Genomic DNA, 20,925 nt, shown 5'->3' on the forward strand with positions numbered 1-20,925 from the left:
ATATAGAAAACATACATGCCTAAATCGCTGATTTTACTATTAACACTTTTTACTTTTCCACTTCTAGGACAGCAGAATGCCGAATTATGGGCGCTTGCTGAACTTGAAAAAATGACTATTGAAGAAAAAATAGGTCAACTTTTCATGATCAGGGCACATTCTGACAAAGGTCCCGACCATATTGCCGAGGTCGAACGATACATCAGAAACTACAAAGTCGGTGGTCTCTGTTTCTTTCAGGGCACACCGGAAAAGCAAGCTCAATTGACCAATCAATATCAGGAACTGTCGGATCGACCTTTATTGATTGGAATAGATGGAGAATGGGGATTGGGAATGCGCTTTCCACGTCATTCCATCAGCTATCCGAGACAACTCGCACTAGGAGCCATTCAGGACAACCGACTCATTTACGATATGGGAGCAGAAGTGGCCAGGCAAATGAAAAGAATCGGCATTCATGTCAACTTTGCACCGGTAGCAGATGTCAACAATAATTCCGAAAATCCGGTCATTAACGACCGTTCATTTGGGGAAAACCCATCTAATGTGGCTTCCAAATCATTTGCCTATATGAAGGGTATGCAGGACCACGGTTTGATGGCTTGTGCTAAGCATTTTCCAGGTCATGGGGATACCAATACGGATTCTCATCACGATTTGCCAGTCATACCTCATGGAAAAGACAGATTAGATAGTGTTGAACTAATGCCATTTAAACTTTTAACCGAGAAAGGCATAGAAAGTGTCATGGTAGCCCATTTACATGTGCCTGCTTTAGACTCCACAGAAAATGTGCCTTCCTCACTCTCATATAGAACAACTACTGGTTATTTGAGGGATAGTTTTGATTTTCAGGGACTGATCTTTACAGATGGACTGGAGATGCAAGGGGTAAGAAAAAACTTCCCTCCTGGTGAAATGGAAGTGATTGCTTTTCTCGCGGGAAATGATGTCATGCTTTTACCACCTGATTTGCCCAAGGCATTCTCTACCATTAAAAAGAGAGTAGATGACGGAACCATCACGATTACCCGTTTGAATCAAAGTGTGAAGCGAATTCTTGAGGCAAAGTACCGCTATGGCCTGCAAGAAAAACCAAAGATTGTACTCAATGGCATTAAGGCAGATATTGAGTCCAAGGCGGCGCAAAATCTGAAAAAACGATTGATCGAAAAAACGATCACTTTAGTAAGAGACGAGGATAATCTTCTGCCCCTTCAAACCAATCCGGGTGGGCGCATTGCTATTTTAAATATAGGCTCAGAAGGAAAAACCAGGTTTCAATCTGTCTTGGCTGAAAATGTGGAAGTGACAACATTAAATGTTGATGCTGAAATATCAGACGAGAAGATTCAGGAAGTAGTTTCTAAATTGAAAAATTACGACCAGGTCATTGCAGGAATTTACGGTATGAATAAATATGCCAGCCGTAAATTTGGAATACAATTGAGCACCATGAAACTTTTGAGTCGCTTACAAGATGATACGAACTTAATCATCAATGTATTCGGAAGTCCGTATGCCTTAAAATTTTTCGACAATTTCAAAACGATCATGGTTTCATACGATGATGACCATCTGAATCAGGAAGCAAGTGCGAAAGCCATGCTCGGCGAACTGCATATTGATGGTAAATTACCCGTGTCCGCTGGCAGGACATTTAAATACTGGGATGGACTGGAGCGAAGAGCAGCGATGACTCTTGGTTACTCCACACCTGAAAAAGTTGGGATTTCACCAGATACTTTGGAGCGCATCCAGGACATTGTAGATGAAATGATCCGAACCAGAGCAGCACCCGGTTGTCAAATACTGATTGCAAAGGATGGACAAATTGTCTACAACAAATCTTTTGGTTATCATACTTATGACAAGAAAAACCCCGTCAAGAACTCTGACCTCTATGATCTGGCATCTGTAACTAAAATTGCTGCGGCGACCATTGCTGTCATGAAACTGAATGATGAAGGTAAGATTAATGTGGGCAACAAGCTGAGCAGATATGTGACGCAACTCGATACCACCGATAAGAAAGACTTGAAAATTATGGACATCATGGCCCATCATGCGGGACTGGTAGGTTGGATTCCATTCTATCGACAAACGGTATCTAAAGATCGGGTGCCTAAACCCCTGGTGCAGTATTATGCAACAGATATGGATTCAGATCACAGGGTACCCGTTGCTGACCGTCTGTATATGCGCAATGATTTCGTAGATTCGATGTGGGTTCAGATATACTCGTCAAAATTGAGATCCAACAACAATTACAGATACAGTGACCTTGGCTTCTATTTATTGTCACAGGCTGTGAGCAATGTAACAGGAAAGCGATTTGACCAATACATGGAAGACGAGTTTTACAAACCACTTGGCCTACAAAGAACACTCTTTAATCCACTCACCCGGTATCCGAAAGATCAAGTCGTACCTAGCGAAGACGATGCTTACTTCAGATTGCAAACGGTGCACGGCCATGTCCACGATATGGGCAGTGCCATGCTTGGGGGAATTTCGGGACACGCCGGGCTGTTTTCAAACGCTCATGATCTGGCCGTCATCATGCAGATGTTGTTAAATGGCGGTTATTATGGTGGGAGGCAATACATTAAGCCGGAAACCATTAAGCTTTTCACTACACGGCACCCCAGATCTTCACGAAGAGGCATTGGATTTGATATGAAAGACTTAAATAAAGAAGACAATCTGAACGTTAGTGAAAAATGTTCAAGCAAAGCATTCGGACACACCGGATTTACAGGAACATACGCATTTGCTGATCCTGACTACAATCTGGTATTTATTATGCTCGCGAATCGCACCTATCCCTCAATGAATAATAAGAAGTATATTCGTGGCAATTATCGTGAGCGAATCCATACTGTGGTTTATAATGCAATGGGTGTGCCTGATAAGGAGTACATTAATAACTAAGGAATGAATCTATCGCTGGATATTGCCAGAAGATATTTATTTGGCAAGAAATCTACGAATGCCATCAACATCATCAGTTGGATCTCAGTGACTGGTGTGGCGATTGGAACAGCTGCACTCTTACTCATACTTTCTGTTTTCAATGGTTTCGAGGGATTAATATCAGGTTTATTCAATGCCTATAATCCAGATTTGATCATCACGCCCAAAGAAGGTAAAACTTTCAAGGATGACCCTGAATTGCTCAAAAAATTGACATCAATTGAGGGAGTAGATTTGGTTTCTAAGTCAGTTGAGGAGATCGTTTTATTTCAATATGATGAAACACAAGAAGTCGGCACTCTGAAAGGAGTGGATGAGAATTTTAACAAAGTGACCTCCATTGATTCTACCCTAAGAAAGGGCGTTTTCGTCCTGGAATCTGATGATACCAATTACGTTGTGGCTGGAGTTGGAATCGCAAGTAAGTTGGGAATCAATACCGATGAAGGATTTACGCCAATCATTGCTTACATACCACGGCTTAATGCCAATAGCCCATTTGCCCGAAAATACAATTCACTTCCTATGTATCCGGCTGGTACTTTCTCGGTTCAGACAGAGCAAGACTTTGAAAACATGATTACCAACCTGGATTTCGTACAAGAATTACGTGAGGACAAATCCTCTATCGGGGCATATGAAGTCAAGTTAAAACCTGAATTCGCAGAAGAAGAAGTCAGAAATATGATCAATAATCTAATGAGTGATCAATTCATTATTAAAAACAGGTTTGAACAGGATGAAGCGTTTTTGAAATTAATGAACATCGAGAAGTGGGTCAGTTATTCGCTGGCCGGCTTTGCCTTTGTACTCATCGCTTTTAATTTGGTGGGTTGCCTGTGGATGATTGTTCTCGACAAGAAGAAGGACATTTCTATTTTAAGGTCAATGGGTTTCACTTCTCGGGATGTACAGTGGCTTTTTTTATTGGAAGGCATATTAATCTGTGTTTTAGGGGTTTCAATTGGATTGTTTCTTTCCTATTTGTTCTATATACTTCAGATCAACTTTGGGATTATCAGTATACCCGAGGGTTTCATCATAGATGCTTACCCAATAGAAATGCGCGCATTGGATACATTCATTGTAATCTTAACCGTTATGGGCATAGGTTTTCTGGCGTCCATGCCGGCAGCCTTTCGGGCTAAAACCATAAAGTCGTTTGTGAGAGAGGAATAGCCTTGTTATATTTGCACACATTTTTAAATGCTTATGGAGTCTTGGGAATTAGAATTTGAGTGGTTGAAAGTTCGGCACATTGTGAAAAATGCCTTTGGCAAACAAGAGTTGCCGGAACTAAAAACGATACTTTTTTTGATAGGCGTTCAGGAATTGGGAAGCTTGAAAACTGAATTTACCAAAGAAGAAAAAGTCGACCTGATGCACATCGCCGTTTGTTCACTATTATCACGAAAAGGCATCTATGAATTTGTGGGAAGAGATGATGAAGCGTGGCCTCATTATAAGCAAATTTCCGCCATTGAATTTGAAGGAGTTGATGATCAGGAAGCATTGCTTAAAGAGTGTGTGATTGAATACTTTAAGGAGCTTAACCTTGAAAATGGTGGCTTCGATTTAGAAACATTAGATCAGTAAAATGAAAACGATACTATTTTTTCTTTCTTTAATATTACTAGTTGTCTCATGTTCAGGTCCCTCTCCTGAATTTTCTGCAGCTTATGCCAATGGTGAAGAAAATCCTACTCAAATTAAATTCACCAATAAGACAAAAAGTGCGGACAGCTACACCTGGTATTTTGGAGATGGCACGATCAGTAATCAAACCAATCCTGTACATGAATTCAAAGCTTTTGGTGATGTAATGGTCGTATTGGAAGCAAAGAAGGGCAATTCTGTTTCCAGGGATACCCAGTATGTCAATATTCCGGAACCTCCTCGCACCAAAGTTAAGATAGAAACCAGGTTCGGGGATATGATCGCTGAACTCTTTAATACTACTCCTCTCCATAGAGAAAATTTTATAAAATTGGCCAACGAGGGCTATTATGACTCTTTGCTCTTCCACAGAGTAATGGACGGATTTATGGTACAGGGTGGTGATCCGGATTCCAGGGATGCCGAACCAGGCCAACAATTAGGTCTGGGAAGTCCACCATATACCATTAAAGCTGAGATCGGAGCTCCACATTATAGAGGCGCGCTTGCAGCAGCCCGCAAACCAGACGGAATGAATCCTGAATATGAATCATCAGGTTCTCAGTTTTATATTGTTGATGGCAAACAATATTCTCCGATTGAGTTAGCCAATGTTGCCAGCCAATATCAAACTGTATACAATGAAACGCACGAAGAAATTTATGCCACAAGGGGTGGAACACCATTTCTAGATAATCTATATACGGTGTTTGGACAAGTCATAGAGGGTATGGAAGTCATAGATTCAATAACAAATGTGGCCGTCGATGGAAACAATAGACCAAAAGAAGACATTAGAATGCAAATTTCAGTCATCAATGAGTAGAGTTCTAGTTTTTATCGCCATAGTATGTGCTTCATCATGTGCAAGACCTATCGCAAAGTATACCATTACAGAGAAAGAAAATGTTGCACCGGCTGAAGTTCAGTTTGAAAATCAATCTGAAAATGCAGTACAATATCTTTGGGATTTCGGAGACGGTAATACATCGAAAGAAGAAAACCCTGAGCATAAATACCTCCTTTCTGGTCAATATGATGTAGCTTTAACAGCGATCAAAAAAAACAAAAAGAACACCACTAAAGATAAAGTTATCGTGAATGCTCCGGAGAGATGTTTGGTTCAGTTACAGACTGAGTATGGCAATATGCTTATTGAGCTATATGAAAGCACGCCTAAACATCGTGATAATTTCTTAAAATTAGTCAATGAGGGCTTTTATGACAGTTTACTTTTTCACAGAGTCATCGACGGATTTATGATTCAGGGAGGCGATCCAAACAGCAGAAATGCTGGCGAAGACATGAGAATTGGAAGCGGAGGTCCTGGATATCAGATAGATGCAGAAATCCTCGAAGAAAATCTTCATGTGAAAGGTGCATTGGCTGCTGCAAGGCAACCAGATTCTGTGAATCCAGAGAAGAAATCGTCCGGTTCACAGTTTTATATAGTCCAGGGTGATAAAGTCACTGACGCACTACTAGACAATGTAGAATATAGAAAAGGAAATAGCTATACCCGTCTGCAAAGGGAGAAGTATAAGGAAGAAGGAGGATATCCGCTGCTGGATGGTGATTATACTGTATTTGGGAAAGTAATTGAAGGATTGGATGTCATTGACAAGATCGCAGAGGTGGAGACAAGGCCCGGAGACCGACCAGTAGATAATATTGAAATGAAAATAACAGTGATAAAATAAAGTACCAATGAGTAAAATACTAGGGATAGATGTGGGAGCAACAGGCATCAAGGGAGCAATCGTAGACACTAAGAAAGGAGAAATGATTACTGACCGATTTAAGCTTGCAACTCCAAATAAATCTACGCCCAAACATGTACTCAAGGTAATGCAAAAGATCATCAAACATTTCGACTGGGAAGGAAAGGATGTCGGCATTGGGTTTCCAAGTATCATCAATTATGGTTACACCCTTTCCGCCGCAAACATCCATAACAAATGGCTGAATTTTCCAGCTGAAAAGTATTTTCGAAAAAAGTTAGATGCAAGGATCCAACTGATCAATGATGCTGATGCAGCAGGCATCTCCGAAAGATATCATGGTGCAGCAAAAGATGTAAAAGGAACGGTCATATTACTCACCTTAGGTACAGGTATAGGTTCAGCTATCTTTAGAAACGGACTGCTCATTCCTAATACCGAACTCGGACATCTTCATTATAAAGAAAGCATTGCAGAGCATTATGCAGCCAATAGTGTACGTGAAAGAAATGATCTTAAATACAAAGAGTGGTCTGTTGAACTCCAAAATGTTTTACTTTACATTGAGCATCTTTTCAGTCCCGATCTTTTTATTCTAGGAGGTGGAGTTAGCAAGAAATTCCACAAGTATGAAAAGTATCTTAAAAAGGTCAGAGCAAAAATAGTAGCCGCTAAAATGAGAAATGAAGCTGGGATCATCGGTGCTGCAATGGCTCTGGATATGGACTAGAGTATTTTCGACCATTGATCAGCTATGACGGACCACTGATGCTTCTTCTTTTTGGTATGTCTCAAACCAGCTTGGCCTAATCTGTTTCTGAGCTCATGATCCTGAACCAAATCTAACATATTTTCTGTCAGATGTTCCACATTGACTTCACTCATGATAAACGGATTAGTATCAAATTTTACTTTACGATCGACTTTAGTAAGTAATGCATTATTCTTCCAAAGCTCTGAACAAGAGGTGTGGTCAGGCACAATCTGAGGGATACCTGTAGCTGCGTGTTCAAAACTTATCAATCCCCAACCCTCACCGTAACTTGAATTTACGCCAATGTCACAAGCATTATATAAAATATTAAGATCGGCATTACTCGCATATTTCAGGGATCCGAGCGGATTAAGTATCACTTTTTTACCAATGCCCAGATCTTCGATTAAATCACAACACGCCTGGCTTTCTTTAGATTGAATACCAGCTTGATGCAATACTAAATAAACTTCCTCTTTGACCTGTTTTAGTAAAGAGGCAAAAGCTTTGATGGTCAAATGCAATCCTTTTCGCTCTACTGGTCTATTGGCATTGAGAATATAAAGACATTTATCTGCATAGGGAATATTTTGAAAACAGATCTTTTTCGCTATAGAATGGTCTACTGGATAAAAGCTTCCGATATCAATACCGTGGGGAATGATAAAAAGCTCTGGGGAATCGAAAGGATTGGAATGTTTTCTTAATTGGCGTAAAGCTTTCTTTGTCTCGGCATAGGCAAACTTGGAATATAAGACGACTTTGTCAAATATACTGATCGACTTTATGGCATCAGCGTTTTCAATTTCACCGTCTAAAGGGACATAAGCGATTTTTGTAATGTTGGCCTTGAGTTGATCAAAAACTGAGCGATAATTTTTCAGCACCCAGAAATCATTAAGAACCAAGATGGAATCGGCTTTAATCTTTGAACTGAGATCCCTAGCAAAATAGGCCCCAAAGGCATCACCACCATTTACATTATTAGGATAAATTTTGTAACCAAAATCCAATATCGCTCCTGAATATCCTATTCCGATCCAATGGATATCATATTTTGATTTTAAATGATTGAAAATTGATTGTAAAACCCTTGTAAAGCCGGTTCCCGGAACATATAATCCAATGGCAACAATTTTCTTCATGGCATAAAAAAAGGATACAAGAAAGGAGAAGTGAAGATTTACGCTTCACCTCTCCTGATAAAAATAACTTCTATAATTGGTCAACTGGCGTGTAGTAGGTTTTTCCGCTGATGTTAACGGGTTGCAATTGCAGGGTCATAATTGTGGAATCCGTAAATCCAAACAATTCAAAGCCACTCGTGGTATCGTCTCCCATGATGGTAACATAGGAGTACGCCCAGTATGCCCAGTTGCCGCAATTGAGGGCGGCAAAAATTTGTTCACATCTTTTTAATTCCCGATCTGCACCTTCCTTTATAAGGTAATTGTAAAAATCTCCAACAGGTAAGTTGGCAGACTTAAGCAACTGTGTCGTCAATATTAAAATGTACTGCGAATTGTTTAAATATGGATTCAACTCTTTGGGTACTTTGTCATTCGTACTAAAGGTGAAGTTAGCTTTCACCGAAAGATCTGTTCGATCAACTACGACCATCCAATAAAGATTGATTTTTGAAGAGTCGAGATAAAGTTGGTTTTTTCCGATGACAATTCTGGCCCCTAAATTATTAACTAAAGGAGCTTGGATGGTAAGTGCAATGGATTTGGAGTCAGACATATTTATGTTTTTTAATGATTAATTATTCCCGATTTTATCTAAGTTTTTTTCTCTATATAATGCTGGCTCAATGGGCCGAATCAGTTCTATAGGATCAATACTATTTTCTAAGAATTCTGCAACATCTACTGCCATTAACAATGGCTTTGAAACGACCTCAGAATAAGACAAATAAAGAATTTCGACATTCGGCTTTTCACTTGCCCATTTTTTTATATTTCTAATGGTTTTTTTATAACGCTCGTACAAATGAAGTGGGAGCGTTTCATCGTCCACCTTTTTTCCCAGTCCGACGATCATTCTTTGTTGAGATTGGATGATCTCAGTGACATCTCTCTCCATGAAAATAATTTTATACTTGTAATTGGGGGGCAAGTGTGGTAGAAGATGTGCAATTACTTTGACCACTTTGCCTTCAGCCTCGGTAATCCATTCTTTATTATTAATAAGGCTTTTGATATTCTCATGTTCGAAGTATCCTTTTGGATTGCTTTCGTCTGCTTTTCTAACTTCATCACTGTAGATATCCATACCAGCACTATTTAACATTTGCATCATCATAGAAGTACCTGATCGAGGCAGACCAGAGACAATCGTGATCTCACCTAATGCTAGAGATTTTAGCTGATCTCTATACTTTTGAGCTGACTGTGGATCATTTAAGTACTGTTCATAGATGTAAATGATTTTTTCCAGAGCTGACTCTAATCCCGGAACCTGACTGAGGCATATTTCAAAAGATTCAATGGCTTTTCTGTAATGAGCCAATCTAAGCAGCGATTCCCCGATATAGAAATGAGCTGCTGGGAAATAATAGTGCAGCCCTATTCCTTCAACAAAAGATTTGATAGCCGCCTCGTATTTACCTTGCTTGAAAAAACAAATCCCCAACGTGTAATGAGTGTAAGCCTCTTCAGGGTCTCTCAATAAATCTTGAATTAGAAGTTTTTCAGCACTCTGGTATTGATTTAATTGGATGTATGCATTTGCAACCCGTAGCGCAATTCCCGGTAATTGACCGGCTTCTTTGATAATCTTTTGAAAAATATCTATCGCTGATGTATACTTTCTTTCTGCCATTAGCAAAGTGGCTTCATTAATGTCCAATTGTGGGGTAGAAACTTGAGATTGTTCCTTAATTTTATCTATTAGTATCCTTGATTTCTTATAATTTTTCACTGATAAATATCCCTTAAGCAGATATTGAGCGTATCTGATTTTATGTGGCGACTCTTTAAGTAATTGCTCCAAAATTTCTATACCCTTGGACCATTGGTTACCGTTATAATATGATCTCGACAGGTAAAAGTTATTTTCCTCTACTGTATTTTTAATGGCCAATTGTATATCATCACCCGGGTCATCTATGTATCCCAGATCTATTAGTTGCTGAAGCTCAGCTTGTATTTCCTTCTTAGAAGATATCACTCCAGGTGGATGACTACCATCATCACCTTTAACATCTTCCCATGAATCAATTTTTTCAATAGGTGTTGTATCGCTGTAAATCTGAGTCAGTACCTTTCCATCCATATCGCGAGCAATAGGTAATCCAAATAACGACAGAATTGTAGGTGTGATGTCCAGCAGACTTGCGCCATACAACAGTCCATCTTTTTTAATACCTGGACCATTGACCACGATAATTCCGTATGGACTATGCTCAATTGCAGGTCCTGAAGGCTCATTGGGAATGGATTTAGGCCTATTGTGATCAGGATAAAAACCATGATCACTAATGAGCATGATTGTGGTATCTTTTCCTACTAAATCCATAAGTCTGCCAAGCATCATATCATGAAAAATACATGCTCCACTGATGACGTCTTTATAGATTTCGAAATCATATTTATCAATATGATCTCTATAGGGAGGATGAAATTGCATAAATGCGTGACAGTAATGATCGATTGCGTCGAAGTATATGGCTGAAAAGTCCCATTCCGTATGTTCAAGAAGATAAGTAGCAACACTTTGTATGGATGCACATTCGGCAGTAATCTTATTCAGCGTATTAAGCCGATTATCCACCGTCTGATCAATCTTGTATGCATCAGGGACGAAAGGCAGAATATGCGCCTGAGTCAGTTCCTGCGGATGTATCCTCAAATCCTTGATCAGAGGTTCCAATTTCTTTGGGTGTACACTTCCTGAGCTCATCGGCCACTCCTGCTTAAAATCACCACTTGCATTTTGAAAGAAATTAGAAATCATAACACCATTGATAGGTTCAGCCGGATGAGATGGCCACCATCCTACTACATTGGATTTCATATTACATTGTGTAAGTATGTTCCAGATTGCTTTCACTTTTCTGCTAGAACTGTTAATCGCCCGAATCCCATCTCCATTTGGAGCGGGTTCTGTAAATCCATGTATTCCGTGCTTGTAAGGCCTTTTTCCAGTAGCAATACTGGTCCAAAGTGTGGGCGATAACGGTGGGTCAAGTGTTGCAAGACGGCCTTTGACTCCACCTTCCACCAATTTGGTGAGGTTAGGCAACTTTCCTTCATCCATTAAAGGTGATAAAAACTTCCAGTCAGCAGCATCCCAGCCAATGAGTAAAACTTTTCGCTTCATGACAAGGTATTGAGGTTAGATCGTCTTTCAATTCTCCATGCCATCAGTCCTTTATAACCTAGCGCAAGAAGTCCCAATGATCCCAATATGGTAATTTTTACTTTTTTACCATGGACATCAACTATTTCAAAGGGTTGTTTTTTCTTCATCGCACTTCTATTTTTGAACCGTTATTTTCTTGAAATAGAACTCCTTTTGATTGCTTATCTTCAAAATGTACATGCCAGTTTCAAATGAACTCATGTCTACCTTCAATTGCGACCTGTCTATGACCACTTCTTCTCTTAGTTCATTGCATATCCTACCATCCAAACTGTAGAGACTTAGCTTCCAATCTTGTTTCGGATCTGAATTTATGTCAAAGTAGACTTCACCATCGGTGATAGGGTTAGGGCGTGGATCACCAATTATATTTTTACTTTTTCTCACGTAGGCAGTAATGGAATTTGAGTATTCGTAATTGCCATTGAAATCTAATTGCTTTAACCTATAGTATATTTCTCCAGAGGTTGGAATCAACCTGTCTATAAATTGATAATTGCTTTCATGTGAAATTGATCCTGAACCTGCAACGAATCCAATTTGATGAAAATCCTTGCCATTCGTAGACCTTTCGACCTCAAATCCTTCATTGATATATTCAGATGCGGTGGTCCAGTTCAGAACGACATCTTCACTTTGTACCGTTGCCTCGAAAGAAAGAAGCTCTACTGGTAAAGTTGAACAGTTTCCTGCAATGACAGTCTGGTCTGCAGTCTGTAATCCTGCTTCGGGAATAGAAATGATAAAGGGATCACTGGAGGTTGATCCACTGATGGGACCTGAATGTACAATTAGTTCAATAAATCCAAACTTTCCACCCTTTGTAATACCAATGTATCCGGTTTTGGGAAATGGTGAACCAAAATTACCAAAATTGCCAGCGTATGAAAATGCCAACCATTGCGCATTGCCATAAGTACCAACGTTTCCACCGTTAATGGTAGCACCTGGCGCAAAATTTACCACGGTTCCTGATCCTCCATTGGTAAAAGCTCTCGCTGTACCCATCGGTTTCAGTAATAGGGTAAGATTACCACCTCCACAACATGTGAAATTAGGATCAAATATTAGAAAATCATCTACATTATCACCATCAACATCAATTCCTACGCCACCTGCTGAACCATTCTGCGGAATGGTCAGATTATTGGCAAATTCACCTTGGCATTGGGCAATTGCGGCATTAACAGACAAAAGTGGAAGTGCTGCAACTAACAGCCCTTTTTTGAAATCAAATGGTAAATGATCAGAAACCATTCCCTGATTGATAGCGCAATATAAATCCATCCATTTATTGGCAGTATCATTATTTTTCATAGATAGTGAATTATAAGGGTTAAAAATTAGTGTGCTAAGGATTTGAAAGTATCATTTCCTTCTTTCTCTGAGCCCTGCATTTGCTTTCACGCCAGGCTCCTTGCCATTTAGTAAGTGTTGCATATTTAGATTTCAAATACTCTATTTCAGATATGTTATGGACACTTTGATAAGTCCACACGTCGTGCCATACGAAATCATAAGTTTGACCATCAGGAGGTTCATATTCATATGCATCCGAATGTATGAATGAACATCTTTCGTCATCCCGATAGAATGGCGATATGAAGTCAATCAAACTTTTATCCAGCTCTACAATTGTTATTGATTTTACTGTTCTTTTTTTCAACAAGTAACATAAACACATGCCCATCCCTAAGCCATTGATAAGTATATGACCTTCAGCTTTCAAAAGGAAATCTTCAAAATCTTCTACGATTTCAGGAGTGTTGAGCATCTTTATGATGCCGTTCTGAATCAATCTTTGATAGTAGATTCCTTCTCTACAAAAACCCTCTATCGACCAAACTCCTTCACTGACCTCGGGTAAAGACATGTGTACATGCATTCCGTGCTTTATTTTAGCTTCTAGAAGGAAATACTCCCTGAAGAGCGATAATGTAATTAACTACTCCAAATGGGCTCATGTTATCATGGGAAAGATTACCACCTGCAGCACCAGTATTGCCATTTAATGACGCACCTAAATTTCCTCCACCAGAAGTTGTTCTAAACGCACCTTCACTATTTCCGATAAAGTTATTTACTGCCGTATCGGAAGTAGTCACACCTTTGCCTTCTGCTCCCACTGCAATGGTTCCCGAGCTCATATTATGGCTATGAGATGGAATTTCGGTGGTGTTTAAGGTCACCCTTTCTTCACCCCCTTTTGAGCCAAGTCGCCTTGTACTTAGACCAGGTCCTGTGCCAGCATGTATCGGAGCTCGCCCTCGTAAGTCAGGTAGAGCAAAAGTTGTTCTTCCGTCCCCGCCATAAGTTGTACCAATAATAGAAAATAGTGCTGAATTACTGCTAATTGCTAGCAATTGTCCGTCGCAAAAGGCCCAACCTCTTGGTGCAAAACTTCCGCCGAACATCATAATTTGTCCAATGAATGGATCCATAGTCTTTGATTTTAGGAGTTATGCAGTCATATTGTCTTATACTTTCAGTTGTTAAAACTTCATACTGCGAATACTTCAAATATGAGGACAATTGGTCAAAATTTTGAGCGCAAATGCACCTGAAATTAGAATAGGTAATTATACGTATTGACTAATTTTTAACTATCTTAGACTTCTATTACTTAACCTCAAATATTGTAAAAATGAAAACTTTCCTTTTTTGTATATGTGCCCTATTTCTCTTATTTTATGCGTGCGAAAGTGCTGATTCAGCCCCATCTCCGACACAAGAGGAGATGATAGAAGATGTGGTAAGCGTGAAAGATACCATTTCGATCCAAAAATTCAACAAATGGAGAAATGCATGGGAAAAAGATGGTGAAGCCTTTATGGATACCTCTGCACAATTTCAATACTTCACTTTACCTATCGTTGATTTAAGTGAAGTATTAGCCGAAAATGCTACCGGTGCAAAGTATTACTTTGGGCTAGAGAAGATAGAAAATGGGAAATATTATCTAAAATTCATGTTAGTAGGGACAGATGAAAACGAGGATGACTTAATGAACCCCAATAATAAGAATTACGTTTACGACATGTCTAAGACTTGTCCTCCATTTTGTACGCAATAATAGGTTAAAAAAAGCTTTTGTCTGATCTGATTTTTAAAATTGCTATTACTGCCAATGTTGTCAATGCACTATTTTATCTGATTTGGGTCAATAAGCAAAATCCTATTGTCAATACTTTCGGTCTTTTTATCATCGCTTCAGCTCTAGCTGAGATTGTCACCTATTTCACGGCAAGTGCCGGCAACAATCTCTTTCTGATGCCCATTTATACCGTATTAGAATTTGCACTCTTATCCTGTTTCTTTATACTGGCCCACGATGCTTCGAAGAAATGGGTTTTTGTCATTATTTTAGGAATCCTGCTAATTGCCGTCAATTCTATATTTTTTCAGGAACTGGATGAGTTCAATACCAATGCCAAGACGGTGATCTATCTCATCATTATTGTATTAAGCCTTTATACCCTATTTACTTACATCAATTTCGGTCAAGTCAGTCAAACAGAATTAACGATGAAATATTTCTTATTTGGCTTACTTTTAAATTTTACGGGTTCCTTTGTGCTTTATTTGTTTGCTAATGTCATTTCTACTTTCGAGATAGAAACCCAAAAAAATCTTTGGTATTTCAATATTGTATTGAATATCATTTCACAACTACTTTATTTTTTAGGATTTTGGCAGTACAGAAAGTTGGAGCAAAGTAAAATATGAAAGAATCTCAATTGACGCTTTTTATCATCATAGTCATTATCGTCATGACCTTATTGATTATAAGCATCATTTTGTTTTTCAATATTTCTCAGAAGCGAATCCTGGCTGAAAAAGAAAAGAGGCATCAACAGAAAATGAAGTTTCAAAAGCAACTATTGGCCAAGAATATTGAAACGCAGGAGAAAGAAAGAAGCAGAATCGCCAGGGAACTACATGATGACCTTAGTTCGAAGCTCAATGTTGTAAATCTCAATGTTGAACTGTTAAAATTAAGGGGGCAGAATGGCGATAATGCTGAGATTTTGGATATGATCAGCCAGGCTTTGACAGAATCGATAGAGCGTTCTCGAAAGATCTCTCACGAATTAATGCCACCGATATTAGAAAAATTCGGACTATGCGAAGCCATTATTGATTTGGCCCGAGGTATAAACACGTCAGATCAATTACTTATGCAAGTTAATGGTAAAGAAATTCTAGATAATATCTCTGGACAGAATAAATTGCATATCTTTAGAATCGTACAGGAACTGTGCAATAACACTCTTAAACATGCTGGTGCGGATGCGATCACTTTAGACTGTGTGTCGAAAGACGGCAGTGTGGTCATTACTTATAGTGATGATGGTATAGGGATTAGTAACGGCGTAAAGGAAAATGGATTAGGTATGATGAATATCGAATCCAGAATACAAATTCTCCATGCTCATTTGGAAAAGATTCCTTCTGAACAAGGAGTATGTTTTGAGTTAATTGTACCCAATGAACAAAAGAATAATTCTAGCGGATGATGAAAATTTATTCAGAGAAGGATTAAAAAGAATCCTAATTGAATTCGGAGAATTCGAATTTGTAGGCGAAGCTTCTAATGGAAAAGAACTCCTTCAAGTGGTCCGTACAACTCCAGAGTTTGAACTGATCATTTTGGATTTATCCATGCCTGTAATGGATGGAATCACTACACTCAAAGAACTCATGAGCATTAATGCAGAAATGAAAGTAGCCATTCTGAGTTCTCATTATGATCCAGCTTTAATTGTCAAAATGATTGAACTGGGAGCAGCATCTTTTTTTGCCAAGAATGAAAAACCCAAAGAACTCATAGAAGGTCTAAATACTATCATTAATATGGGATTTCATTACTCCCCTTTTATCATTCAGTTACTGCGTGATAAAATGATCCATGGAGACAGGTACACCATGGCAAGTGATTTACTGAGTGACCGTGAAAAGGAGGTATTGCAAAAATTATGTGAGCAAAAAACCGCAAAGGAAATCGGTAAAGAACTATTCATCAGCTCAAGAACTGTAGAAGGACACAGGAATCACCTCTTAGAAAAAACAAACTCTAAAAATATAGCAGGCCTGATCATTTACGCGATTGAAAACGGTATTTATAAAGTGGAAATTGATGATCTGATGCAACGGATTGTCTCTTCATAAAAAATGGAAGCCATTGGAATGGCCTCCACTAAATGCCCTTAAAAACCATCGGGCTTTTTCTGCAATTGTTGTTATATGTTTATTCTAGAAGGATTAACGGACGCGTTTCAAAGAAGTCCTCTGAAAACATCGCGATAAAATAAGTTCCTCTAGACAGGTTAAGGTTCACTAAATTATAGGATAATGTCTGCCCCTCATTTTCTACAACATCCATCATTATACTTCTGCCATTGGCATCAAAAATCTGTACAGTAATTTCTTCAGACGTCAATTCTTTCAAACTTATATTCACCACCGAACTGGTAGGATTGGGAAAGATGGGCAACTGGTGAGAAGTCGCTCTTGTTTTCGTCTTCAGCTCACCATCAGCTATCTTTTTATCGTATTCCTCACATGGAGATTGATGGTCGCATGGTCCCATATGGCACCCAATATGACCCACTCCATTCTCAAGATGCTCCTCCACCCCATTGATACTGATACATAAGGTTTGATGAGTTCCATTATTCTTGACATGGCATACCTCAACTTTGGGCTCACCATTTCCATTACCACAAGAAACATTAAGGGCCTCCACATATGTTTCAGCCACACTTTTGCATCCAGAACTGCTTGTCACTGTGACTGAGTAGTTGGTGCTTTGTTCAAGACTAACCTCTATGGTAGAAGTTGTAACTCCGGTATTCCACATGAATGATAAACCATTTCCTTGTGCTTTAGCTTCTAAAATGACGCTGGATAAAGGTTCATAGCCAGGATAAACAGTCTGACATTCAGAAATTTCAACTTGCGATTCCAACGAAGCTGGTGCGCTTAGGGTAAATGCTCCCAGATCATTGCCACTTCGATCACTGGCTAAAATCAAAAACTTACCATCATAAGGAAAATTATAATCGTTAAGTTTGGCTTTCACGCCATCATAAGCTTCTGCAATCATGTTGCCATTGAGATCAAACATTCTCAGATGTGGTTCCAATAATGGCTCGGTTTCTTTCAATTCTACTTGGATCGGCTCGCCTTTCTGACCTTCAATGGAGAATAATTTATTCTGAGCCAGTCCATCAAAATAAACCAGTTCCTCCTGATTAGAACAATTCAAAATACTCGGGCAATAACTATCATCCAGGAATTGTGCCTGAATGCCAAAGTCGCCAAAATCATTGCCATTGCGATCGAATACGGCCACCAGGTAGGATTGTTCAGTATCTGAAACTGGTAGCGTTTCACTGATTAATTTGTTGGTAGATGATTTTTTTCGCACCACCTGACCTTCTTGGTTATAGATCATCATAGTAGTTTCCAGCACGATATTATTCGATCTGGCTTCTATTAAAGCTATCTGACCAGGCCTCGTACGAATCCGAAAGGCATTTCTCTGCACCAGTTTGTCCAGTCGATCATTTTTATTTTCACCACACACTAGATTTTGCGCAGATTCATGTTTATTCAAAAGCATGTGTGTCAGTCCAAATTTATCCAAATCATTTCCTCCACGATCCGTTACAACAATGGTGTAATGATCGGACTTCTCTACCTCCACAGGTCCTACCGTTGCAAGCCTACCCTTGTTTTCAGCCTTGTAAATTTCATTACCCTCGGAGTCATAAATAAAAAATTCACATTCCAGGTGAACGGTTTTGGCTCTCATCTGAGTAAAAAGAACATCCCCTTTGTCCGCCTGCATTTCATACATTCTAACTCCTACGATTTCCTCGATGTGATCTTCAAAACTAATGATCTCCGGTATGGGCTTTGCATAACCATTGCTATTCAATTGATGTAAACTGATTCCATACTTTCCTATGTCGTTGTGGTTTCTATCATATGCATGAATTCTATAGGTTCCGGCCTTATGTAATTTTAAATTTCTGATTTTAGCCAACCCTCCATCACTCCAGGCCGATGCAATCATTTTATCATCGGGATCGTACAATTTAATATAGGAATCTACGAGTGTTTCATCTCTCATTCGAATCATGATAACATCTCCTGAGGCCCCTTCGAATGAATAGTAATCAACCTCCCCAATTTTCGAAATGTGATCTTCGTGATTGGTACCATAGATCAGCTCTTTGTAAATGATTTCAGCTTCCTGCTGACCAAAAAAAGCCATGGGGTAGCTAATCAAAATAAGGGCAAGTAATTTAAAAGGGTACATCTGAATAAAATTCTTCTATCTATAAACATGGCACCAAATTCCACATATACACCTATCTACAAGTAAACCTCACTTTTCTTTGCTTTAATAATTACTTGTGTATTTCACACATTATTATGTGTCAGAAAGGACATTAATAATGATATAATAAAAAGGTCTCAGTCCTTGCCTACAAAATAGAGTTTTTCCTGCGCTCCAATTTTAAGCTTGACGGATCAGAGTCTTGATTGGCATTCGCCTGACGACTCCACCCCTACCATTGATGATGGAAAGGGCAAATTGCAAGCTCATTGTAGCAAAATAAACCACTGATGTGACCGAGATGTACTTTCCCATGTTTACTGAGTACTTAGCCATTTGACCAATTCTGCTCTGTTGTGCACATCTGCTTTAGCATAGAGCTTTTTCACATGAGTTTTGACCGTATTGACGGAAATAAAGTGTTTAGAGGCTATCTGTTGGTTCGCTAAACCATTATAAATATCAACCATCACTTCATACTCCTTGTCGGTTATTTCGGACATCAAGTTTTGATTAATGGTATTTAATGATGGAACTTCATCCGTGCTTTCATTAGCATACCGAAAGAGTGCGATTTCAACCGTCGCTTTTAATTCCTGCTCGCTAAAAGGTTTGAGAATATAACCATATGGAAGGGTATGCTTTGCGCGATCAAGGGTGCTTTTATCTGCGTAAGAAGTAATGAATATAAATGGCTTTTTACTTCTGTCTTTGATGATTTCTGCCAATTCTATTCCGTCTTTCTGGCCCTGAATATTGACATCCAGAAGGATCAGGTCCGGTTGTCTATTCGCGATCATATCCAATGCTTCGTCACCATTTCCAGTGATTCCAACTACATGGTGGCCCATTGATTCCATGATCATTTCTAAATCCATAGCAATCAATGCCTCATCCTCTACAATTAACACTTTTGTATTTGACATTTTATATTTTTTGGTTTAGGTCAATATGGCATTGGGGTATTGAACCTATAGTTTGATCACTATTTTCTTTCTGTACAGCAACCATGCGAAAAACCAAATGAAAGCCGTGTACATAATGGCACTGACCAGGGATCCGAGATAATCTCCAAAGAATGGCTGATAAACGTTAGCATACATCCATCCCAAAGGATTGGTCCCATTCCACTTAATGACATAAATGAAGAGCTTGACAAATAGCCCTGACAGCGCGTAAGAAAACAATGGATTTAACCCAAAAACCCTAAAAGGATAAGTCCACTTTTTAAGATTTTGAATGTCTATAATATAGATTAGGATGGAGAAAAACAACAGTGCAAGCCCTGCCGTGTAAAGTACATAACTGGAAGTCCAGAGCGCTTTGATAATGGGAAAGGACATGCCCCATAAAAGACCAACAACCGTTAAAATCACTCCTCCAATGGTATATTCCTGAACCAACCTTTGCTTCGAACTAGCTTCGAGAATTCTTCTTCCAAATATATAACCGATCAAAACTGTTCCAACACTGGGAATGCACCCCAATAAGCCTTCAGGGTCAAAAGGCACACCGAAACCCCCATATAGATGATCTGCACCCAATATTTTAAGATCTACCATCCGCACAATATTGGTTTCCAGTCCATAAGGGATTTCTCCCCCGAAAAAAACAAATAATCCCCAATAGGCCAACAATATTAAAGCAGTAATAAAGGGAAGCCAGTATTTATTGGCATAAAGAATGATAAAAGCTGCTCCCCCATAGGATAGTGCAATCTTTTGTAAGACGCCCATTATCCTCAATTCTGAAATGTGCTTGTGAAAGAAAGGGAACCAGTTCAAGAACAAACCTACCAAAAAAATCAGCGCAGTCCGCCTAAGGATTTTCAAAGCAACCTGTGGTTTGTCTTTTCCTGTCAATCGGGAAATAGAAAAAACCATTGACAAACCGACGATAAAAACAAAAAATGGAAACACAAGATCTGTGGGTGTGCAGCCTTCCCAATTGGCATGCCTTAATGGTGCGTATACATAATTCCATGATCCCGGTGTATTTACAATAATCATAAATAAAATCGTCATACCTCGGAATACATCTAATGACAGTAGCCGTTCTTTCATTCACTCATAATTTAAGAAGTGATGGAAATTAATAAAATA

20 protein-coding genes are annotated in these 20,925 nt (G+C 39.1%); 10 read left to right on the forward strand and 10 right to left on the reverse strand.

What is annotated here, in order from left to right; all coding sequences use genetic code 11:
* Positions 1 to 15 precede the first annotated feature (15 nt).
* The 6 genes from L2567_RS11670 to ppgK are packed head-to-tail and all read left to right on the forward strand — an operon-like array spanning position 16 to position 7,086.
* Entirely contained in the window at positions 16 to 2,937 is a 2,922-nt protein-coding gene (locus L2567_RS11670; RefSeq protein ID WP_235297955.1) for a glycoside hydrolase family 3 N-terminal domain-containing protein, read from the forward strand.
* Between the two features lie 3 nt (positions 2,938 to 2,940).
* Entirely contained in the window at positions 2,941 to 4,158 is a 1,218-nt protein-coding gene (locus L2567_RS11675; RefSeq protein ID WP_235297956.1) for an FtsX-like permease family protein, read from the forward strand.
* Positions 4,159 to 4,191: 33 nt separating this feature from the next.
* On the forward strand, positions 4,192 to 4,575 hold the full coding sequence (locus L2567_RS11680; protein WP_235297957.1) for a hypothetical protein: 384 nt from the start codon (positions 4,192 to 4,194) through the stop codon (positions 4,573 to 4,575).
* A gap of 1 nt (position 4,576) precedes the next feature.
* On the forward strand, positions 4,577 to 5,461 hold the full coding sequence (locus L2567_RS11685) for a peptidylprolyl isomerase (RefSeq protein WP_235297958.1): 885 nt from the start codon (positions 4,577 to 4,579) through the stop codon (positions 5,459 to 5,461).
* Positions 5,454 to 6,335, forward strand: a complete 882-nt coding sequence (locus tag L2567_RS11690) for a peptidylprolyl isomerase (RefSeq protein ID WP_235297959.1) — start codon at positions 5,454 to 5,456, stop codon at positions 6,333 to 6,335. Before L2567_RS11685 ends, L2567_RS11690 begins: the two co-directional genes overlap by 8 nt.
* A gap of 7 nt (positions 6,336 to 6,342) precedes the next feature.
* Entirely contained in the window at positions 6,343 to 7,086 is a 744-nt protein-coding gene (gene ppgK / locus L2567_RS11695) for a polyphosphate--glucose phosphotransferase (protein WP_235297960.1), read from the forward strand.
* On the opposite strand, the gene L2567_RS11700 is transcribed toward ppgK, so the two are convergent.
* From L2567_RS11700 to L2567_RS11730, 7 genes are all read right to left on the reverse strand, one after another.
* The gene (locus tag L2567_RS11700) at positions 7,083 to 8,255 is read right to left on the reverse strand and encodes a glycosyltransferase family 4 protein (RefSeq protein ID WP_235297961.1); all 1,173 of its coding nucleotides are present in this window, start codon (positions 8,253 to 8,255) and stop codon (positions 7,083 to 7,085) included. The two genes, ppgK and L2567_RS11700, sit on opposite strands and share 4 nt — an antisense overlap.
* A gap of 70 nt (positions 8,256 to 8,325) precedes the next feature.
* On the reverse strand, positions 8,326 to 8,853 hold the full coding sequence (locus L2567_RS11705; RefSeq protein ID WP_235297962.1) for a hypothetical protein: 528 nt from the start codon (positions 8,851 to 8,853) through the stop codon (positions 8,326 to 8,328).
* Between the two features lie 18 nt (positions 8,854 to 8,871).
* Positions 8,872 to 11,433, reverse strand: a complete 2,562-nt coding sequence (locus tag L2567_RS11710; RefSeq protein WP_235297963.1) for an alkaline phosphatase family protein — start codon at positions 11,431 to 11,433, stop codon at positions 8,872 to 8,874.
* Positions 11,430 to 11,582: a hypothetical protein gene (locus L2567_RS11715; protein ID WP_235297964.1), complete on the reverse strand. Its 153-nt coding sequence runs from the start codon at positions 11,580 to 11,582 to the stop codon at positions 11,430 to 11,432. Before L2567_RS11715 ends, L2567_RS11710 begins: the two co-directional genes overlap by 4 nt.
* Positions 11,583 to 11,589: 7 nt before the next feature.
* The gene (locus L2567_RS11720; RefSeq protein WP_235297965.1) at positions 11,590 to 12,792 is read right to left on the reverse strand and encodes a T9SS type A sorting domain-containing protein; all 1,203 of its coding nucleotides are present in this window, start codon (positions 12,790 to 12,792) and stop codon (positions 11,590 to 11,592) included.
* Between the two features lie 34 nt (positions 12,793 to 12,826).
* Positions 12,827 to 13,360: a spermine/spermidine synthase domain-containing protein gene (locus tag L2567_RS11725; RefSeq protein ID WP_235297966.1), complete on the reverse strand. Its 534-nt coding sequence runs from the start codon at positions 13,358 to 13,360 to the stop codon at positions 12,827 to 12,829.
* A gap of 13 nt (positions 13,361 to 13,373) precedes the next feature.
* Entirely contained in the window at positions 13,374 to 13,916 is a 543-nt protein-coding gene (locus L2567_RS11730) for a phage tail protein (protein ID WP_235297967.1), read from the reverse strand.
* A 203-nt stretch (positions 13,917 to 14,119) separates the two neighbouring features.
* Here L2567_RS11730 and L2567_RS11735 point away from each other — a divergent pair, with 203 nt between their 5' ends.
* From L2567_RS11735 to L2567_RS11750, 4 genes are read left to right on the forward strand one after another with little or no spacing between them, the layout of a single operon-like run.
* Positions 14,120 to 14,548 carry a hypothetical protein gene (locus L2567_RS11735; RefSeq protein ID WP_235297968.1) on the forward strand — a complete coding sequence of 143 codons (429 nt, stop codon included), beginning with the start codon at positions 14,120 to 14,122 and terminating at the stop codon, positions 14,546 to 14,548.
* A 17-nt stretch (positions 14,549 to 14,565) separates the two neighbouring features.
* Entirely contained in the window at positions 14,566 to 15,201 is a 636-nt protein-coding gene (locus tag L2567_RS11740) for a hypothetical protein (protein WP_235297969.1), read from the forward strand.
* Positions 15,198 to 15,992 (forward strand): sensor histidine kinase, encoded by a 795-nt coding sequence (locus L2567_RS11745; RefSeq protein WP_235297970.1) that lies wholly within the window; start codon positions 15,198 to 15,200, stop codon positions 15,990 to 15,992. Before L2567_RS11740 ends, L2567_RS11745 begins: the two co-directional genes overlap by 4 nt.
* The gene (locus L2567_RS11750) at positions 15,964 to 16,644 is read left to right on the forward strand and encodes a response regulator transcription factor (RefSeq protein ID WP_235297971.1); all 681 of its coding nucleotides are present in this window, start codon (positions 15,964 to 15,966) and stop codon (positions 16,642 to 16,644) included. The genes L2567_RS11745 and L2567_RS11750 overlap by 29 nt, the downstream gene beginning before the upstream one ends.
* 79 nt (positions 16,645 to 16,723) lie before the next feature.
* On the opposite strand, the gene L2567_RS11755 is transcribed toward L2567_RS11750, so the two are convergent.
* The 3 genes from L2567_RS11755 to L2567_RS11765 all read right to left on the reverse strand — a co-directional run bounded on the left by L2567_RS11755 (position 16,724) and on the right by L2567_RS11765 (position 20,886).
* Positions 16,724 to 18,802, reverse strand: a complete 2,079-nt coding sequence (locus tag L2567_RS11755) for a T9SS type A sorting domain-containing protein (RefSeq protein ID WP_235297972.1) — start codon at positions 18,800 to 18,802, stop codon at positions 16,724 to 16,726.
* Between the two features lie 338 nt (positions 18,803 to 19,140).
* Positions 19,141 to 19,749: a response regulator transcription factor gene (locus L2567_RS11760; protein ID WP_235297973.1), complete on the reverse strand. Its 609-nt coding sequence runs from the start codon at positions 19,747 to 19,749 to the stop codon at positions 19,141 to 19,143.
* Positions 19,750 to 19,794: 45 nt separating this feature from the next.
* Positions 19,795 to 20,886 carry an acyltransferase family protein gene (locus L2567_RS11765; RefSeq protein ID WP_235297974.1) on the reverse strand — a complete coding sequence of 364 codons (1,092 nt, stop codon included), beginning with the start codon at positions 20,884 to 20,886 and terminating at the stop codon, positions 19,795 to 19,797.
* Between the last annotated feature and the right edge of the window lie 39 nt (positions 20,887 to 20,925).

The organism is Portibacter marinus (assembly GCF_021533195.1).
In the GTDB taxonomy this organism is placed as follows: Bacteria; Bacteroidota; Bacteroidia; order Chitinophagales; family Saprospiraceae; genus Portibacter; species Portibacter marinus.

Bases quoted from the DNA above. Each gene is read 5' to 3' on its own strand.
- L2567_RS11685 (WP_235297958.1), top strand. From the start codon at position 4,577: ATGAAAACGATACTATTTTTTCTTTCTTTAATATTACTAGTTGTCTCA.
- L2567_RS11750 (WP_235297971.1), top strand. From the start codon at position 15,964: ATGAACAAAAGAATAATTCTAGCGGATGATGAAAATTTATTCAGAGAA.
- L2567_RS11710 (WP_235297963.1), bottom strand. From the start codon at position 11,433: ATGAAGCGAAAAGTTTTACTCATTGGCTGGGATGCTGCTGACTGGAAG.
- ppgK (WP_235297960.1), top strand. From the start codon at position 6,343: ATGAGTAAAATACTAGGGATAGATGTGGGAGCAACAGGCATCAAGGGA.
- L2567_RS11765 (WP_235297974.1), bottom strand. From the start codon at position 20,886: ATGAAAGAACGGCTACTGTCATTAGATGTATTCCGAGGTATGACGATT.
- L2567_RS11735 (WP_235297968.1), top strand. From the start codon at position 14,120: ATGAAAACTTTCCTTTTTTGTATATGTGCCCTATTTCTCTTATTTTAT.
- L2567_RS11700 (WP_235297961.1), bottom strand. From the start codon at position 8,255: ATGAAGAAAATTGTTGCCATTGGATTATATGTTCCGGGAACCGGCTTT.
- L2567_RS11745 (WP_235297970.1), top strand. From the start codon at position 15,198: ATGAAAGAATCTCAATTGACGCTTTTTATCATCATAGTCATTATCGTC.
- L2567_RS11690 (WP_235297959.1), top strand. From the start codon at position 5,454: ATGAGTAGAGTTCTAGTTTTTATCGCCATAGTATGTGCTTCATCATGT.
- L2567_RS11720 (WP_235297965.1), bottom strand. From the start codon at position 12,792: ATGAAAAATAATGATACTGCCAATAAATGGATGGATTTATATTGCGCT.
- L2567_RS11760 (WP_235297973.1), bottom strand. From the start codon at position 19,749: ATGTCAAATACAAAAGTGTTAATTGTAGAGGATGAGGCATTGATTGCT.
- L2567_RS11755 (WP_235297972.1), bottom strand. From the start codon at position 18,802: ATGTACCCTTTTAAATTACTTGCCCTTATTTTGATTAGCTACCCCATG.
- L2567_RS11670 (WP_235297955.1), top strand. From the start codon at position 16: ATGCCTAAATCGCTGATTTTACTATTAACACTTTTTACTTTTCCACTT.
- L2567_RS11705 (WP_235297962.1), bottom strand. From the start codon at position 8,853: ATGTCTGACTCCAAATCCATTGCACTTACCATCCAAGCTCCTTTAGTT.
- L2567_RS11680 (WP_235297957.1), top strand. From the start codon at position 4,192: ATGGAGTCTTGGGAATTAGAATTTGAGTGGTTGAAAGTTCGGCACATT.
- L2567_RS11715 (WP_235297964.1), bottom strand. From the start codon at position 11,582: ATGAAGAAAAAACAACCCTTTGAAATAGTTGATGTCCATGGTAAAAAA.
- L2567_RS11725 (WP_235297966.1), bottom strand. From the start codon at position 13,360: ATGCATGTACACATGTCTTTACCCGAGGTCAGTGAAGGAGTTTGGTCG.
- L2567_RS11675 (WP_235297956.1), top strand. From the start codon at position 2,941: ATGAATCTATCGCTGGATATTGCCAGAAGATATTTATTTGGCAAGAAA.
- L2567_RS11730 (WP_235297967.1), bottom strand. From the start codon at position 13,916: ATGGATCCATTCATTGGACAAATTATGATGTTCGGCGGAAGTTTTGCA.